The sequence below is a fragment of the Calditerrivibrio sp. genome (genome assembly GCF_049968475.1).
Taxonomy (GTDB): Bacteria; Chrysiogenota; Deferribacteres; order Deferribacterales; family Calditerrivibrionaceae; genus Calditerrivibrio; species Calditerrivibrio nitroreducens_A.
The window spans coordinates 101,301-117,426 of sequence record NZ_JBMFQS010000001.1 but is presented as its reverse complement, the minus strand read 5'-3'; the positions used below and the strand labels follow the sequence as shown (position 1 = coordinate 117,426).

Annotated in this window: 18 protein-coding genes; 6 read left to right on the top strand and 12 right to left on the bottom strand. The window is 37.4% G+C overall.

Going from position 1 to position 16,126, the window contains the following annotated elements; all coding sequences use genetic code 11:
- Nucleotides 1–7: 7 nt before the first annotated feature.
- Genes dxs through ACP5Q2_RS00555 form a run of 9 tightly spaced genes read right to left on the bottom strand, consistent with a single transcriptional unit; the run spans nt 8 to nt 8,217 of the window.
- The gene (dxs, locus tag ACP5Q2_RS00595; RefSeq protein WP_428096146.1) at nt 8–1,870 is read right to left on the bottom strand and encodes a 1-deoxy-D-xylulose-5-phosphate synthase; all 1,863 of its coding nucleotides are present in this window, start codon (nt 1,868–1,870) and stop codon (nt 8–10) included.
- Between the two features lie 9 nt (nt 1,871–1,879).
- A complete protein-coding gene (locus tag ACP5Q2_RS00590; protein ID WP_428096145.1) occupies nt 1,880–2,776 on the bottom strand; it encodes a polyprenyl synthetase family protein in 897 nt (298 codons plus the stop codon).
- Nucleotides 2,766–2,981 (bottom strand): exodeoxyribonuclease VII small subunit, encoded by a 216-nt coding sequence (gene xseB / locus ACP5Q2_RS00585; protein WP_428096143.1) that lies wholly within the window; start codon nt 2,979–2,981, stop codon nt 2,766–2,768. Before xseB ends, ACP5Q2_RS00590 begins: the two co-directional genes overlap by 11 nt.
- 53 nt (nt 2,982–3,034) lie before the next feature.
- Nucleotides 3,035–3,490 carry a peroxiredoxin gene (locus ACP5Q2_RS00580; protein WP_424604628.1) on the bottom strand — a complete coding sequence of 152 codons (456 nt, stop codon included), beginning with the start codon at nt 3,488–3,490 and terminating at the stop codon, nt 3,035–3,037.
- Nucleotides 3,480–4,532 (bottom strand): 23S rRNA (adenine(2503)-C(2))-methyltransferase RlmN, encoded by a 1,053-nt coding sequence (gene rlmN, locus ACP5Q2_RS00575; RefSeq protein WP_428096141.1) that lies wholly within the window; start codon nt 4,530–4,532, stop codon nt 3,480–3,482. Before rlmN ends, ACP5Q2_RS00580 begins: the two co-directional genes overlap by 11 nt.
- Before the next feature lie 9 nt (nt 4,533–4,541).
- Nucleotides 4,542–5,741, bottom strand: coding sequence for a CheR family methyltransferase (locus ACP5Q2_RS00570; RefSeq protein WP_428096139.1), 1,200 nt, complete (start codon nt 5,739–5,741; stop codon nt 4,542–4,544).
- Nucleotides 5,716–6,045: an STAS domain-containing protein gene (locus ACP5Q2_RS00565; protein ID WP_424604625.1), complete on the bottom strand. Its 330-nt coding sequence runs from the start codon at nt 6,043–6,045 to the stop codon at nt 5,716–5,718. The genes ACP5Q2_RS00570 and ACP5Q2_RS00565 overlap by 26 nt, the downstream gene beginning before the upstream one ends.
- 11 nt (nt 6,046–6,056) lie before the next feature.
- On the bottom strand, nt 6,057–6,728 hold the full coding sequence (locus ACP5Q2_RS00560; protein ID WP_428096136.1) for a flagellar brake protein: 672 nt from the start codon (nt 6,726–6,728) through the stop codon (nt 6,057–6,059).
- Nucleotides 6,706–8,217 carry an ATP-binding protein gene (locus tag ACP5Q2_RS00555; RefSeq protein WP_428096134.1) on the bottom strand — a complete coding sequence of 504 codons (1,512 nt, stop codon included), beginning with the start codon at nt 8,215–8,217 and terminating at the stop codon, nt 6,706–6,708. Before ACP5Q2_RS00555 ends, ACP5Q2_RS00560 begins: the two co-directional genes overlap by 23 nt.
- Nucleotides 8,218–8,378: 161 nt before the next feature.
- On the opposite strand from ACP5Q2_RS00555, the gene hisF reads away from it, so the two are divergent.
- The 6 genes from hisF to ACP5Q2_RS00525 are packed head-to-tail and all read left to right on the top strand — an operon-like array spanning nt 8,379 to nt 12,826.
- The gene (hisF, locus tag ACP5Q2_RS00550; RefSeq protein WP_424604622.1) at nt 8,379–9,140 is read left to right on the top strand and encodes an imidazole glycerol phosphate synthase subunit HisF; all 762 of its coding nucleotides are present in this window, start codon (nt 8,379–8,381) and stop codon (nt 9,138–9,140) included.
- Between the two features lie 13 nt (nt 9,141–9,153).
- Nucleotides 9,154–9,438, top strand: coding sequence for a phosphoribosyl-ATP diphosphatase (gene hisE / locus ACP5Q2_RS00545; RefSeq protein ID WP_424604621.1), 285 nt, complete (start codon nt 9,154–9,156; stop codon nt 9,436–9,438).
- A gap of 4 nt (nt 9,439–9,442) precedes the next feature.
- Nucleotides 9,443–10,162 carry a Rossmann-like domain-containing protein gene (locus ACP5Q2_RS00540; protein ID WP_424604620.1) on the top strand — a complete coding sequence of 240 codons (720 nt, stop codon included), beginning with the start codon at nt 9,443–9,445 and terminating at the stop codon, nt 10,160–10,162.
- Nucleotides 10,163–10,203: 41 nt separating this feature from the next.
- Nucleotides 10,204–11,346, top strand: a complete 1,143-nt coding sequence (locus ACP5Q2_RS00535) for an MFS transporter (RefSeq protein WP_424604619.1) — start codon at nt 10,204–10,206, stop codon at nt 11,344–11,346.
- A 2-nt stretch (nt 11,347–11,348) separates the two neighbouring features.
- Complete coding sequence (gene argB / locus ACP5Q2_RS00530; protein WP_428096131.1) at nt 11,349–12,224, top strand: acetylglutamate kinase; 876 nt, start codon at nt 11,349–11,351, stop codon at nt 12,222–12,224.
- Nucleotides 12,224–12,826: a protein-L-isoaspartate(D-aspartate) O-methyltransferase gene (locus ACP5Q2_RS00525; protein ID WP_428096130.1), complete on the top strand. Its 603-nt coding sequence runs from the start codon at nt 12,224–12,226 to the stop codon at nt 12,824–12,826. Before argB ends, ACP5Q2_RS00525 begins: the two co-directional genes overlap by 1 nt.
- A gap of 45 nt (nt 12,827–12,871) precedes the next feature.
- Here ACP5Q2_RS00525 and ACP5Q2_RS00520 read toward each other — a convergent pair whose 3' ends face one another.
- From ACP5Q2_RS00520 to ACP5Q2_RS00510, 3 genes are all read right to left on the bottom strand, one after another.
- Nucleotides 12,872–13,108: a hypothetical protein gene (locus tag ACP5Q2_RS00520; RefSeq protein WP_428096128.1), complete on the bottom strand. Its 237-nt coding sequence runs from the start codon at nt 13,106–13,108 to the stop codon at nt 12,872–12,874.
- 253 nt (nt 13,109–13,361) lie between these two features.
- On the bottom strand, nt 13,362–14,729 hold the full coding sequence (locus ACP5Q2_RS00515; protein ID WP_428096126.1) for a sigma-54-dependent transcriptional regulator: 1,368 nt from the start codon (nt 14,727–14,729) through the stop codon (nt 13,362–13,364).
- Nucleotides 14,722–16,122 carry an ATP-binding protein gene (locus tag ACP5Q2_RS00510; RefSeq protein ID WP_428096125.1) on the bottom strand — a complete coding sequence of 467 codons (1,401 nt, stop codon included), beginning with the start codon at nt 16,120–16,122 and terminating at the stop codon, nt 14,722–14,724. The genes ACP5Q2_RS00515 and ACP5Q2_RS00510 overlap by 8 nt, the downstream gene beginning before the upstream one ends.
- Nucleotides 16,123–16,126 lie beyond the last annotated feature (4 nt).

Genomic DNA, 16,126 nt, shown 5'->3' with positions numbered 1-16,126 from the left:
GTTTAACTTATTGTTTTAAAAGGTTAAGAAGTTTTTCAGCCATCTGCTCCGCCTTGAGTCCCACAAGAGATCTCAAGCTCTCCAGATCACCATGCTCCACAAAGATATCAGGGATACCAAACTTGATAAATCTAACAGAAATATCCACATCATTCACAATCGACTGAATATATTCCCCCACACCACCGTGTAGGCTGTTCTCCTCTATCGTAACAACAAACCTTTTCCCTTTTAGATAGTTTAAAATAAGATCTTTATTTAATGGTTTGATAAACCTCAGATTTATCAATGTGGTATTGATCCCTTTTTCTTTCAATAAATTATAAAGCCTGTAACTCTCTTTGAAGATATGCCCCACAGATATTATGGCTATATCCCCACCATCAAAAACCACCTCAGGTTCGGCAATATTCACAATATTATGGGGTAGATCATACCTATCCACCTCCCCTCTTGGATATCTAATGGCAACAGGAAGGTTGATATTTTCCGACAATCTAAGCATCTCCGAAAGCTCTTCACCATCCTTTGGGGCCATGATGACCATATTTGGTACCACTCTTAAAAACGATAGGTCAAAAGCACCGTGATGAGTGGGACCATCATCCCCAACAAAACCAGCCCTGTCAATACAAAATACCACAGGCAATTTCTGTAATGCCACATCGTGAATTATCTGATCGTATCCCCTTTGTAAAAATGTGGAATAAATGGCCACATATGGTTTTAATCCACCTGCGGCAAGACCAGCAGCAAACGTAACGGCATGTTGTTCCGCAATACCCACATCAAATACCCTATCCGGATACGCTTCTTTTAGTATAGAAATCCCCGTCCCATCAGGCATTGCCGCAGTTATACCTACTATTTTATCATTTTTCGATGCCATCTCTGTAATTGTCTCACCAAATACCTGTGTATAAGTTTTTTCACCGCTGAACTTTATCGGTACACCGGTGGATCTATCAAATTTTGATACACCATGAAACTTTGAAGGGCTTTTCTCAGCAGGCTCGTACCCTTTCCCTTTCTTTGTGTTTATGTGAATAAGAACTGGAGATGTTTGAATAAAGGCATTGTGTAAAGCCTCCTCCAGATCTTTTATATTGTGCCCATCCACGGGACCTATATACTTAAAACCCAACTCTTCAAAAATTATACCTGGTGTAAAAAAACCCTTTATCCCCTCTTCCAGTTTTTTTGCGAAATGCAAAAGTGGTCCCCCCAGAATAGGTGATTTTTCCATAAAATGCTGGAAATCCTTTCTAAATTTTGTGTAAATCTCCCCCGTCATAGCCTTGGATAAATAATTGGATAGGGCACCGACATTGGGACTTATGGACATCTCGTTGTCGTTTAAAATCACCACCAGATTTTTCTTCAGGTGCCCAGCATTGTTGAGCCCCTCAAAGGCAAGACCTGCCGTCATGGAACCATCCCCAATGACAGCAATTGTTTTTATATCCTTCTGTTGTAATATACTAGCTACTTTTAACCCTAAACCAGCAGAAATAGATGTACTCGAATGCCCCACACCAAAAGCATCATAGGGGCTTTCAGAAATTTTATTAAACCCACTTATCCCTTTAAACTGCCTCAAGGTAGTAAACCTGTCCCTTCTATCTGTAAGGATTTTGTATGCATAGCTTTGGTGTCCCACATCCCATACTATCCTATCTCTGATGGGATCCGTCATCCTCAAAAGAGCAATCGTCAGCTCCACCACACCCAGACTTGGCGCCAGATGACCACCATTTTTCGACACCACATCAATAATATATTCCCGAACCTCAGATGCAAGAGTAGTAAGCTCACCATAGGTTAATCTTTTTATATCTTCTGGCAATTTTAAATTAAACAGCAAACTCATAATTTATCCTTAATTTTTTCTTTCCACAACAAATGAAGCAAGCTCCCTTAGAGGAACTGCCGCCTCACCATATTTATCCAGTATCCCAAAAGCCGAAAAGATAAGGTCATCCGCAATCTTTCTGGATTTTTCTATACCAAAAATTGCTGGATAAGTCGCCTTTTCTTTTTTCAGATCGCTTTTTGCGTTTTTCCCTAATTCTTCCGTCGTACAGGTAAGGTCAAGAATATCATCTATGATTTGGAAAGCAAGCCCTATCTTTTTCCCAAATTGTGACATATCCTTTTTTTCACCATCACTGGCATACCCCAGGATAGCTCCAAGCTCACAGCAGTAAGATATTAAAGCCGCAGTCTTGTTCAAGTGGATAAAAGAGACTGTCCCCTCATCAAAAAAACCACCTTCAGCTTTAAGGTCAGCGTACTGCCCCCCCACCATCCCTTTTTCACCTGTTGCAATTGCTAGTTTATTGGCGGCTTCAAGCATCATGGCGGGCTCCACATCTGGATTTAAACTGCTGCTTGTCATAACCTCAAAAGCCTTCGTCAAAAGCGCATCCCCCGCCAGAATAGCCACACCTTCACCGTAGACGACATGATTCGTAGGCTTACCCCTTCTTAAGTCGTCATCATCCATAGCTGGTAGATCGTCATGGATGAGGGAATAGGTATGAAGCATCTCAACAGCTGCGGCAAAAGGGGTCACCTTATCAAAATAACCATCAAATATACCGAAAGATGAATATATCAAAGCCGGTCTAAGTCTTTTCCCCCCGGCAAAAAGGCTATACCTCATTGCATCCACAAGCCCATCGATATACTGACTATTTGAGATCACATTCTGATCAAGCCAGCTATCAACCTTTTTTGCCCAAAATTTTATATAGTTATTTATGTCAAGCTTCATCAAAAGGCTCCTTTTTTATCTCACCATCTTCAGCTGATAATATCTTTTCCACCTTCAATTCTATCTCAGATAATGTTTTTTTACACTCTTTCACCAGATTCATCCCCTCCTGAAACAGGCCAAGGGTATCTTCAATACCATACTCCTCAGATTCTAAAATTGCAATTATCTCTTCCAACCTTTTCAATTTATCCTCGAATTTCACACCAAACCTCTTCCAATTTTATTTAAAAAGCTACTATGACAGGATTTAATATTCTAAAGTTTATCGTAAACCATTTCACAGTGCCCGTCAACTTTTACATTGTAAAATGCCTCTTTTATAACCCCATCTTCAATCACAAAGGTGGAGCGAATTATTCCAAAAGTTTTCTTACCGTACATCACCTTTTCACCATAGGCACCATAGCTTTCCGCCACCTTTTTATCCGGATCGGATAAGAGAAGTATTTTGAGATTATGTTTTTCTATAAACTTCTTATGACTACTTATACTATCGGGACTTATCCCGACAATTTTGTACCCTTTTTCTGCAAATTTATCAGCGAGTTGAGAAAAGCCTATGGCCTCTTTTGTGCAACCAGAAGTATTGTCCTTGGGATAGAAATATAACACCACTTTACCACCAAGATCCCTGATGGTGTATACCTTACCATCATCCCCCTGAAGGGAGAAATCGGGTGCTTTATCTCCATTTTTCAATCTAATAGCCATATTGTACCCCCTTGTTGTATTTTGCATAAAGCTGCCCGCAGGCACCTTCTATATTTTTCCCCAGACTTTTTCTGATAAATGCTGTAATATGCTTATCCAGTAGATATTTTTGAAAACTCAACACTGTTTGTTCATCAGGGGCACGGTAATTTTCATTCCCTCCATCGTTATAAACTATTAAGTTTAGCTTTATAGGTAACCCGTTTAACAATCTTACAAGTCTTTTTGCATCATCTAAGGTATCATTTACCCCTTTAATCATTACGTATTCTATGGTAATCCTCTTTCTTTTTTGAATGGGCAAGCTTTTGAGTTTTTTCATCAACTTTTCTATGTTAAACTTTTTATTAATAGGCATTATCGCACTTCTTATATCGTCAGTGGTGGCATTAAGAGATACCGCAAGGTTCACCTGTTTTTTCAGCTTAAAAAGCTCATCTATCCTATCTATGACTCCTGATGTGGATACAGTCACTTTTCTGTGTGAATAGCCAAGCCCCATCTCGTCTGTTATTATCTCTATAGCTTTTACCACATTATGATAATTATCCAGCGGCTCACCCATTCCCATAAATACAATATTGGTGACCTTTTCGCTATTCGTGGCAAGATGTTCGTTCACCTCTATTACCTGTCTCACTATCTCACCTGCGGTAAGATCCCTAATAAATCCGATCTTTGCGGTGGCACAAAAGGCACACCCCATACGGCAACCCACCTGGGTGGAGACACATAGCGTAATTCTATCCTGATCTTTAAGAGCCACAGACTCTATCTTATTTTTATCTTCCAGTTCAAAAAGGAATTTTTGTGATCCGTCATATTCGTCCCTTTTTATCTCGATCGGTTTTAGATAGGTAAATGAAGCAGTATTTTGAAGCTTCCTTCTTAATTCCACAGATAAGTCGGTCATATGAGAAAAGTCTTTTACACCTTTTTGGAAGATCCACTTGTAAACCTGTTCCCCTCTGAACGATTTCTCCCCCTGAACAACCATAAATTCCTTCAACTCTTCCAAAGTCATGGTATCGACTTTTATCATTCATCACCATTAAGATATATTCTTGTTAAATAATGACTCATAAAGATTTTTATAGGTAAAATATAGATCTGCATTTCCAATATCTTTTGCAATATTTATAAGCAGCAATATATCTTTCTCCTTTTTAAATATACTGATCTTCTTTAGTAGCATATCTATAAGTTCTTCCATATCACCAGTTCTGCGGCAGATTTCAAGATATAAATCTATATCATCTTCATTATATTCACTACTGATCAAAACAAGATATTGCCACTTCTTAGCTTCATTAAATCTTTCTTTATTTATATTTAATGTAACCAAACGACGCAGAATTTCAACATTAAAGTTATCTTTGAGATCATTCTCGTAACCGATCAATACCTCATCATCCGTTTGTTCGTCGTTATCCGACAGAAGATAGAGATCTCTCAGATCTTTTTCAATAATATGTGAAATATTTTTCTTTTTAAAGAGTACCAGCTCATCAGAAATATTTACCAACCCCGGCATCATTACAAAATTAGATTTTTCTTCATGGGTGGTAAAGATATAACCATCATATTCTAAAAGATTGCAAAATTGCTTTATTATATTTTTTTTATAATTATCTGTAAGATATATCATAACGTTATTACAGAATATGACATCAACCTTCTGTCTGATATATTTTTCAAGGGGTTCTTTAAGGCAATTTATATGTAAAAACTCAACATTTTCCTTTAACTCCTCCCTAATGCGGATATATTCACCATCCACACTGAAGGCCCATGTATATTTTTCATCAAAATTCCTCAGGTCAAATGGAGTATAAATCCCCGTTTTGGCTTTATTTATGGCAATCTCATCCAGATCCACAGCATATATTTTGTGCTTTATCCCTTTATCCGTCAGAACGATCGATATGGAATAAGGCTCCTGCCCCTCTGCACAACCAAAACTAAGCACTCTGACCAGATCCCTCTTAGCTATCTCTACAAGCTCTTCTAGTTGGGCTTTGTTTCTAAAAAAATAGGATTCATTATTCCACAGGCAATCCCTTAGATAAAATTTTACAAAAAAATCCAGATCCTCCTCGGTTTCCGGATACCTGTTGAATATACTATAAAGTATTTTAAGAAGGTAATCAGAATTTGTTTCGGTGATCTTTATGCCATAATTGACCTCTATAAATCTACAGATCAGCTCAACAAATGTAGTTGCCCTATAAAGATCTTTTAGCGTCTTCATCTGTGGGGTAGATGGAGAAGATCTTGATTAGATTTGTATTCGCAAAAATCTTTTTGATACTGTCGGATATAAATGTGATGTACAATTTCTTCCCTTTGTCCTGCAAAAGTTTCAAAATTTGAATCAGCTCCCTCAAACCGCTGCTATTGAGGTAGGTGACCCTCGAAAAATTGATAATCACCGCCGAAACCTCATCGGCAATTTTTGAAATATAGTCCTTCATCTCAGATCCATTCACAGCATCCACATCACTAACAGGAAAGAGGATTTCCACCTTCCCATCTCTCTCTTTATAAAAAGCCATAAACACCCCCGCTATGACAGTTTTTTATTTTCTATCTGTCTTTTAAAAACATACTTTATGATTTGATCCCTGTCCCTTTCCTTAATCATAATAAATTCCACACCATATTCAAACTTTTTTTCCAGCCTTGAGTACTCTTTTACTATGCTACCAAAGATCTCGTTTACCCCTGGAAATATCTCAGTTAAATCGAATATAAAAATATCCCCTTCCTCAAATTGAATTTCGGATACTATCCTTACACCACCACCGGAAATATCTTTTATCATTACGTCATAGCTATACAGCCTGGCCAGGATATCCCCATTCTGTTTATCAAAAAAAATCTTATTAATCTTTGTTTTTATCCTTGTCTCTACTCTGAAATATTTTCTGAGCTCCGAACGATATATATACTCAGGTTTTTTAATCTGCAAAAGTATGATACCTTCCGCAACCCTACCTTCCACCACCGAACTAAAACTAAATCTACCCTCATTAGAAATAAACGAAATATCCACCTCCGTCCCTGGTCTTATGGGGAATGGGACACCCTTCATCGTAGGTAGAGATATGAGGATATGTTTCTGAGTTATATCCTCGATACGGGAGTCATATATACCGGCATAATCCCCTTTTGAGACCCCAACGTTTATCTTAGTATTAATCTGCAGGATATTTTTATAATCTTTTATCTTTTCCATAATTTTCCGTTTCTTTTAGTTTTGGAAAATATAATACAAATTTTGTACCATCTTTAGATGTAAAATATTCCACTTTGCCGTTATGTTTGTTTACAATATGTTTTACAATAGACAGACCCAAACCTGTGGACTTTTCATTATTTTTTGTGGTGAAAAATGGTTCAAACATACTCTTTTGAACTTCCAGTGGAATGCCTGCCCCATTATCTTCGACCTCTACCATCACAAAATCATCACTTGACCCTGTGCGGATGATAATTTTTGGATTTTCTCTCCCCTGAAGAGCATCACTGGCATTAAGAAGTAGATTTAATATGGCATGTTCTATCTCTGATTTACATCCCCTAATAAGCTGTAGATCTTCAGCAAGTTGAAGTTCCACATTCACCCCATCCCTTCTGATATCATACTGTGAAAAGGAAAGGATCTCTTTGATAAGGCTATTGATATTTATATTAATATCCTTTTCGCCACTTCTTCTTGCAAAAAAAGCAAGGTTTGAAATCAGGTGCATTATACTATCAAAGGAAGCCCTCAACTTCGTAACAAAATCATTTATCACCTGTTCCTTATCATCTGATTTGGCAATCTTCTGAGGATAGATATCTAAGTATGCTTTCATAGCTGAAAGGGGATTGTTTAGTTCATGCACCACCCCGGATGCAATCCTGCCAATTGTGGAGATCTTGTCTAATTCTTTTTGCTTTTCTATGAGATTCTGAATTTCGGTTATATCCTTAAGTGTAATAAGAATATCTTTATCCAGCATGACAAAATTACCAATAAACGTAAAATTCCCCTCTTTAAAAAGATAATTTTTTACATAACCAACCTTCTGAAATTTACTCAATGTATCTTCATCATTCTTGAAAAAGAACGATAAATCCACATACTTTTTATACAAATTGCGTATAAAATGATAGTTATTTGCAGAGTTATTTAGATAGATGGCAATATTGTTTGGATCCAGAAGAATGATAGGATCCATTATCGACTCAACTATAGCATTAAATCTCCTCTCTACTTTTGAAAGCTCCTTTCCGATCTGGACAATCTTTTTGGCTTTGTCTTCCAATGACCTGGAAAGCTCAATAGTAAGGGGATCATCTATAGATTTACTCTCTTTGTTTTCAATTATCTTTTTGATATCTTCACCGAATGACAATGGGTCTATTGGCTTTGTGAAGTAGCCCACACATCCTATCTTTTTAGCTATTTCTCGATATTCAGAGCCATAAGCAGCTGTCAAAAATGCGATGGGGATATCTTTAGTAATTTGATTAGACTTAAGCAATGTGGCCGCCTCAAAACCTTTGAGATTTGGCAAATTAATATCCATCAGGATAAGATCTGGCCTATAAGATTCAGCCTTTTCAATGGCATCCAGACCATCGACAGCATTCATTACGTTAAATCCCTGTTTGGTCAGAATAAACTCCACCAGCTTATAATTATCAAAATTATCTTCCACGTATAAAATTCTAGCCATACTCCACCAGTATACAGTAATCCTATTTGTTCTTTACAGGATAATACCAATTTCTAAATTTGTAAAGAGATTTTGGCTGACAAAACATGAGAAATAAATTCCGCTTTACAAATTGTATAAATAGTCTAAAATGATAATTAATAATACCATAGGGAGCAGATATGCTTGCTAAAAGGATAATCCCCTGCCTTGATGTGAAAGATGGTAGAGTGGTGAAGGGGACTCAATTTTTAAATCTTATAGATGCCGGTGATCCGGTGCAGGTGGCAGAAGAATATGATAGACAGGGGGCAGATGAACTCACTTTCCTTGACATAACCGCCAGCCATGAAAATAGAGGTATTATATTGGATGTTGTGGCTAAAACTGCAGAAAAAGTTTTCATGCCCCTCACAGTGGGGGGTGGTATTAGAACCATAGAAGATATAAGAAAGCTTCTCAATTCTGGAGCTGATAAAGTATCCATAAACACAGCAGCCGTCAAAAATCCAGATTTTGTAAAAGATGCGGCTTTAAGATTCGGATCCCAATGTATAGTAGTCGCAATAGATGCCAAAAGGAAAACTAATGGATCAGGTTGGGAGGTATACACCCATGGGGGAAGAAATCCCACCGGCATAGATGTCTTAGAATGGGCCATAAAGATGGAGAGCTTTGGTGCTGGAGAAATTCTTCTTACCAGTATGGACAAAGACGGCACAAAGGATGGCTATGATCTTGAATTAACCGCAGCTGTTTCAGATGCCTTAAGGATACCGGTTATTGCCTCCGGAGGAGTGGGAACAAAAGAGGATATCCTTGATGGATTCACAAAAGGGAAAGCTGATGCAGCCCTTGCAGCATCAATTTTCCACTTTGGTATTTATAAAATCTTTGAGATAAAACAATTTTTAAAAGAAAATGGCGTACAGGTAAGATTATAAAAAGAGGTATCCCATGAAATTACATGTAATAGAGCATATCACCAATGTGATCAGAGATAGAAAGATTAACCCAAAAGAAGGCTCCTACACAAATCTTTTACTTAGTGGTGGGGACAACAAAATCATAAAAAAATTGGGTGAGGAAAATGCCGAATTTTTAAAAGCCTTCCTAACCGAAACGGATGATAGGATAGCATCAGAAGCTGCTGACATCATCTACCATCTCATCGTAGCACTTGAATATAAAGGTGTCGGATTTGAAAAGGTCTTAGATGAGCTTGAAAGTAGGATAAAGTAGTACTATGAATCTATTGATAAAAGATATTTTTGAAGAAGCCTCAGATAAATTAAAAGATCTCACTATATTGGATTACGTCATCGGATTAGGATACACCCTTGTGGAGACAGAAGCAGGTGCAGGTGTGGCATATACTTTCAGGAATTCAATCCCGGGGGGCTGTAATGCCACCGACAATTTTTTTATAGGTAAAAATGCATTAGAAGTTGCTAAGTGGGTATTTTCCAATGGCCTCCTGGAGTCCGCAATAGGTTTAGCCACGATAAACTCAGTACTGGACAACGGCTATCCCTCATATGAAGATATAAGTGAGATTATCGATTTTAATGGTAAAACTGTATCGATGGTGGGATATTTTAAGCCAGTAGAGAACCAGATTAAACCGATTGTAAAAGAGCTGTACGTTTTCGAACTGAAAAATTATCCCGATACGTTTAACCCTGGATATGCAAAATTAATTATACCAAAATCAGATATCGTAATTATCAGTGGTACAACCTTTATAAACAAAACTACAGAAGATTTTTTAAGCTTTGTGGATGATTACAAAAAGGTTATTTTTTTGGGTGCTTCCACCCCACTATCCATATCCCTCTCAAAATACGGCACCATTGCAGGTTCGAAGGTAATAGATGTAAACTATACAAAATCTGCCCTTTCAAAGGGGGGTGGCATGAAATTGATGAAGAAAGGGCTTGAGAGGAGAATAATAATAGCAAATTAAGCTTTATAAATCATCGCTGCAAAATTTAACCAGGAGGAATTATGGGTTACCTTATACTTGTCTTTGCCGTGGTTATGCAACTCTGTTTAGGTGCCACATATTCTTGGTCGGTATACGTTAAGGATATCAAAGCAATACTCAATATATCACAGGCACAGGCACAGTTACCTTTTTCCGTATTTTACTTCATCTTTCCTGCTACCATGATAATATCCGGAAAGATCTTAAAAAAACTTGGACCCCAAATCTCCACCATCGTGGGTGGTACACTTTTCGGTGCAGGATGGATTATTTCATCCTTCGGTGGCAACAATTTTATCTTTACCATTCTGGGAAATGGCTTAATAGCTGGTCTGGGGGCAGGTATAGCCTATATCGTTCCCATTTCCACATGTATAAAATGGTTTCCAAATAAAAAAGGATTCATTACTGGGATTGCTGTTGCAGGGTTTGGGGGCGGTGCTGCTTTGGTGAGCTTTTTAGGGGGCACACTCATCGCTAATGGATGGACACCGTTTCAGGTTTTCAGAGTCTTAGGTTTTATTTTTCTGATTTTAATCATCTTAGCCGGTTTTTTCATGAAAAATCCCCCCACAAACGACACTCAGGCTATCAATTTACCAATAAAATACAGAGAACTCTTAATAGACAAAAAATTTCTCACTCTTTATTTTGCAATGTTTGTTGGACTTGCTGCGGGATTTGCAGTAAATGCCAATATCAAAGAGCTATCTAAAACAGCTTCGATGACAGCTGGTGTAAGTGCTGTTGCTTTTTTTGCAATATTCAATGCTTTGGGAAGGGTATCCTGGGGGGCTTTATTTGATAGATTTGATTATATTAGATCACTTCAGCTAAACCTTTTTTTTCAGGCAATAATACTGTTTCTTTCCCCAATTATGTTGAATGGCGCCACAGGGTTACAGATTTTTGCAATACTTACAGGGTTAAACTATGGGGGTGTACTTGTGATGTACGCCGGAACTGTGGCTAAAATCTGGGGTGCTGAAAATGTTGGAATAGTTTACGGTTTACTTTTTTCTTCAAATATCCCAGGAGCCCTTGCACCTATCTTTGCAGGGTATGTGTATGATAAAACAGGTAATTTCACAATAGCTCTTTACACCATAGCCATTTTACTTATAGTTGGGATAATTATTTTAAATAGATTAAGGAGATTATAGATATGGAAAAGTTGATCGAACAAGCTTCCGTACTGATTGAGGCCCTGCCGTATATCAGAAGATTTTACGGTAAAACCATTGTAATTAAATACGGTGGGCATGCAATGGCAGATGAGGATCTTAAAAATAACTTTGCAAGGGATATAGTTCTTTTAAAATACGTTGGCATAAACCCAATTATAGTGCACGGTGGGGGGCCTCAGATCGGTGAAATGCTAAAAAAATTAAATATACAAAGCACATTCGTATCTGGTATGAGGGTCACCGATAAAGAAACGATGAATGTAGTTGAAATGGTACTTGTGGGGCTGGTGAATAAGAATATCGTAAGTCTCATAAATAGAAATGGGGGAAAAGCAATAGGCTTATCCGGAAAAGATGGAAATTTAATACTGGCTGAAAAACTCTACATAGAAGAGGAGTCCTTCTACAAAACACCAGAAATAATCGATTTAGGTCACGTAGGAAAGGTTAAATATGTCAATTCAGATGTTCTAAGCCTTATTTCAAATGAGTATATACCAGTAATCGCACCGGTGGGGATTGGGGAAGATTTTGAGCCTTATAATATCAATGCAGATCTTGTGGCTGGTGCCGTGGCTTCGGCTGTGGGTGCAGAAAAACTGATACTTTTGACAGACGTAAAAGGGGTGCTGGATAAAGATGGTAATCTGATTTCATCTTTAAGCGTATCAGAGATAGAAGATTTAAAAAATAACAATATCATATACGGAGGAATGTTACCAAAAATGGATTCTGTAAAATCTGCACTTTTAGGTGGGGTAAAAAAGGTACATATAATAGATGGAAGGATTCTGCATTCTGTTTTACTTGAAATTTTTACAGACAAAGGGATAGGAACCCAGATAGTACTCTGATGAAGATACCAGAAAAGTATATTAAAGAGATCGTCGGCCCAAATTGCAATTTTGATGAAAGGATCATAGAGGCCTTTTTAAACTGCCCCAGAAGCAGATTCGTCGATGAGGCTTTCCAGAGGATTGCATTTGAGGACAATGCCCTGCCGATAGGTTATGGCCAAACGATATCAAAACCCTCCACAGTTGCTTATATGACATATCTCCTCAAGCCATCAGAAAATGACAAAGTGCTGGAAATAGGCACTGGATCTGGATTTCAATGTGGGATATTATCTTTTCTATCAGAAATGGTTTATACAGTGGAAAGGATTCCACAGCTTAGCTATAAGGCATCCCTGACACTGAAGAGATTGCATAGAAAAAATATAAAATTTAAGGTGGATAATGGGCATATCGGTTGGAATGAGTACGCCCCTTATGATAAAATAATAGTTACAGCCTCAGGAGACTCTATACCTGAAGATCTTCTAAATCAGTTAGCAATAGGAGGAAGGATGGTAATCCCTGTAAAAGACAGGATAAAAATCGTCGAAAAAGATGAACAGGGAATAAAGACTACCGATGGATACAATTGCCGATTTGTGGAATTTGTAAAATAAAAAAAGGGGGATATCCCCCTTTTTTAATATCTAAGCTTCAGCTGATTACTTAGCAGCGTTGTCAGCTGGTGCAGTTTTTTTAGCTGGCTTTTTAGCTGCCTTTTTAGCTGGCTTTTTAGCTGGTGCAGCGTTATCAGCTGGAGCAGCATTGTCAGCTGGAGCAGCAACTTCAGCTTTTTTAGCAGCTTTTTTAGCTGGTTTTTTTGCTGGTGCATTATCAGCAGCCATAGCAAAAGAAGCAAAAAGAAGTGTTGCAAGAATAGCAGATACTAATTTTTTCATTGTAAATCCTCCATTATTATATTATGCTTTTTTAAGCTATTTAAATCATGCAAAATGGATGCCAATATAACATTTCAGATAATCTATTGTAAAATATATTTTTTCTATTTTACACCATAACACAACTACACCAAATGGTGTAAAACCACACCAAAAAGTTAACCAATTAAACCACACACAACACCACAAATTGCAACTTCCCCACCCCCATACTACTTAACAATCATCCAACGTTGAACCTTAAACATTGAACTCACTTTTTTATTCCATATTTCCCAATTCTATATTGCAGCGTTCTAAAAGTTAAACCCAACTTTTTCGCCGCTTTAGTTATATTACCTCCAGTTTCCCTCAAGGCATTCTCAATTAGCTCCTTTTCGATATCTTCAAGGCTTTTACTTTCATTATTCACATATTCACTTTTTGGTCTGGAATTAATGGATGAATTATCATAATCTAAAAATTGTTTCACATCGTTCTCTGATATCTCCGCCCCTTCAGACATAATAATCACCTTCTGGATAAAAGACTCCAATTCCCTCACATTCCCATACCATGGACAGTCCAGGATGACTTTTATAGCATTTTTACTAAAATACTTTTCTTCACCTTTAGAAAGATATTTATACTTTTGCAAAAAATAATTGGCGAGAAGCGGAATATCACTGGTCCTTTCCCTGAGAGAAGGCATCCTGATTGTAAAAACATTCAGTCTATAAAATAGATCCTGCCTAAAATTTCCCAGTCTAACCTGTTCTTCAAGGTTTTTGTTTGTGGCGGCAACAATTCTGACATCTATCTTTATGGGGCTACTGCTACCAAGGGGTAAAATCTCCTTATTTTGAATTAATCTCAAAAGTTTGGCCTGTACCATAGGTGATATTTCAGAGATCTCATCCAAAAATATGGTCCCACCAGAGGCTGACTCAAATATCCCCTTCTTTCTTGCTACAGCACCTGTAAATGCCCCCTTCTCATATCCAAAAAGTTCACTTTCTATAAGCGTCTCCGGAATGGCTGCGCAGTTCACAGGGATGAATGGTTTATCCTTTCGATTGCTCAATTTATGAATATATTGAGCTGCAATATCCTTACCCGTCCCACTTTCTCCTGTGATTAAAACATTCGTGTCAACATCAGCTATTTTAATAATTGCACCGATTGCCTGTTTGAATAAAGGATGCTCCCCGACAAAGTCCCCGAAAGCCTCCTTATGCTTTAATTGACTGTACAAAAGTTTTCTCTCTTTTAATAACCGTGTCCGTTCTAACCCTTTTTTTACAGTAAGTAAAACTACCTCTTTACTGAGAGGCTTTTGAATGTAGTCAAATGCCCCTTTTTTGATCGATGTCACAGCTGTATCAATGCTACCATGCCCAGTTATTATTACTATCGTCGTATCTGGAAATCTTTTTAAAGCTTCTTCCAAAAAATCGATACCATTTTTCCCGGGTAGTAAAAGATCTGTGATCACCATGTCAGGCTCTTCATTCATCAGTTCAAGGGCTGTTTCAGTATCAGCAGAGGTTAAGACGGTGTACCCCTCTTTTGTAAGTATATAGGATAAGATCTCCCTCTGCTTAGGCTCATCATCCACTATTAAAATTTTGTGTTCACTCATAAGGCAACTCTATAACAAATTTTGCTCCATCTTTATAACTATCATCTAAATATATCTTCCCCCCATGCTCTTCAATAATTCTTCTGGTGAAGGCAAGACCAAGACCCATCCCTGTAGATTTTGTGGATACATAAGGTTCAAAGATCCTCTCCTTTATACTTTGAGGTATACCCTTGCCATTATCTAAAACTTCTATAAAAACAGAATTCCCTTCACGATGGGCCCTTACTTTTATTTCCCCTTTCTTACCTATAGACTCTACAGAATTTATCAAAAGGTTGAGTAACCCCCCCATAATCTTTTCTTTATCACAATTAAATATAAAATCTTCAGGTATATCAAACAGTAGTTTGATTTCGCTATCTTTCATTTTTAAGTATACAATTTTATAAAGCGAATCCATAATCTCTTTAATTGAACATCTCTGCCATTCAAGCCTAATAGGTTTTCCATATTCTAGGAAGTTCACCAGGAGGTCTGAGATCCTTTTTACTTCGTCCTCCACCATTTTAAGCATATTTATCAAATTTGGGTCGTAATTTTTCTCTTTTAGTTCATCTTTTACCTGATTAATTGCAAGATTGATGAAATTCAGAGGATTTTTTATCTCGTGTGCAATTGCAGATGAAAGCTGCCCCACCTTGTACAGATGAGACATCTCCTCCAGCTGCTTCTCCAATTCAAAACGCTCCTTTATTTTTACAATCATATCATTGAAATTATTGACCAATAGCCTTATCTCCGGAGTGGCATTTAACCCACTTATTTGTATAGGAACAAGCTCCCCATTGGATACTTTTATGGTGGATTCCACCAATTTATTTATAGGTTTTACATACTGGGTAGCAAGAATAACGATCAGGATGGTACCCACGAAGAATATGCCCAGAGTGATAATCAGTCTCATTTTAAAATGTTTTTTCTGTATCTCTGTATAAGTATCCAGATGCAAGACAAGATTCACATATCCGTACTTTTCATCACCAATAATTATAGGAAGATTGATCTCTTTAATCTTTTCATTTAAACTTTTAGATCCAAGCTCAGCTTTTATGAGAAAATCTGTGTTTATATTTTTATTGATATGTTTGCCCACCTTTTTAGGATCAGAGCTGGCTAATATCTCCCTTTCATCCGAAAGAATAGACACCTCAGTAACACCTTTTTTACGAAACTTTTTTACAAGCTCCTCCACCTGATTCTGGGAATCAAGATTTTCTGATGTCAAATTCTGGACACTAATCTGGATGGCCTTTGTAAGGTCCTCTATATTATCATTAATCTCATCTATCAGAGCTTTTTGGGATTGTTGACTTATTACAAAAAGAGAAATGGCAATTAGAACGTATAAAAACAGCATCAGAAAAATAAGTCTGCCTCTTAAGGTAAACATGACT

Bases quoted from the DNA above. Each gene is read 5' to 3' on its own strand.
- dxs (WP_428096146.1), bottom strand. From the start codon at position 1,870: ATGAGTTTGCTGTTTAATTTAAAATTGCCAGAAGATATAAAAAGATTA.
- ACP5Q2_RS00590 (WP_428096145.1), bottom strand. From the start codon at position 2,776: ATGAAGCTTGACATAAATAACTATATAAAATTTTGGGCAAAAAAGGTT.
- ACP5Q2_RS00580 (WP_424604628.1), bottom strand. From the start codon at position 3,490: ATGGCTATTAGATTGAAAAATGGAGATAAAGCACCCGATTTCTCCCTT.
- rlmN (WP_428096141.1), bottom strand. From the start codon at position 4,532: ATGATAAAAGTCGATACCATGACTTTGGAAGAGTTGAAGGAATTTATG.
- ACP5Q2_RS00570 (WP_428096139.1), bottom strand. From the start codon at position 5,741: ATGAAGACGCTAAAAGATCTTTATAGGGCAACTACATTTGTTGAGCTG.
- ACP5Q2_RS00565 (WP_424604625.1), bottom strand. From the start codon at position 6,045: ATGGCTTTTTATAAAGAGAGAGATGGGAAGGTGGAAATCCTCTTTCCT.
- ACP5Q2_RS00560 (WP_428096136.1), bottom strand. From the start codon at position 6,728: ATGGAAAAGATAAAAGATTATAAAAATATCCTGCAGATTAATACTAAG.
- ACP5Q2_RS00555 (WP_428096134.1), bottom strand. From the start codon at position 8,217: ATGGCTAGAATTTTATACGTGGAAGATAATTTTGATAATTATAAGCTG.
- hisF (WP_424604622.1), top strand. From the start codon at position 8,379: ATGCTTGCTAAAAGGATAATCCCCTGCCTTGATGTGAAAGATGGTAGA.
- hisE (WP_424604621.1), top strand. From the start codon at position 9,154: ATGAAATTACATGTAATAGAGCATATCACCAATGTGATCAGAGATAGA.
- ACP5Q2_RS00540 (WP_424604620.1), top strand. From the start codon at position 9,443: ATGAATCTATTGATAAAAGATATTTTTGAAGAAGCCTCAGATAAATTA.
- ACP5Q2_RS00535 (WP_424604619.1), top strand. From the start codon at position 10,204: ATGGGTTACCTTATACTTGTCTTTGCCGTGGTTATGCAACTCTGTTTA.
- argB (WP_428096131.1), top strand. From the start codon at position 11,349: ATGGAAAAGTTGATCGAACAAGCTTCCGTACTGATTGAGGCCCTGCCG.
- ACP5Q2_RS00525 (WP_428096130.1), top strand. From the start codon at position 12,224: ATGAAGATACCAGAAAAGTATATTAAAGAGATCGTCGGCCCAAATTGC.
- ACP5Q2_RS00520 (WP_428096128.1), bottom strand. From the start codon at position 13,108: ATGAAAAAATTAGTATCTGCTATTCTTGCAACACTTCTTTTTGCTTCT.
- ACP5Q2_RS00515 (WP_428096126.1), bottom strand. From the start codon at position 14,729: ATGAGTGAACACAAAATTTTAATAGTGGATGATGAGCCTAAGCAGAGG.
- ACP5Q2_RS00510 (WP_428096125.1), bottom strand. From the start codon at position 16,122: ATGTTTACCTTAAGAGGCAGACTTATTTTTCTGATGCTGTTTTTATAC.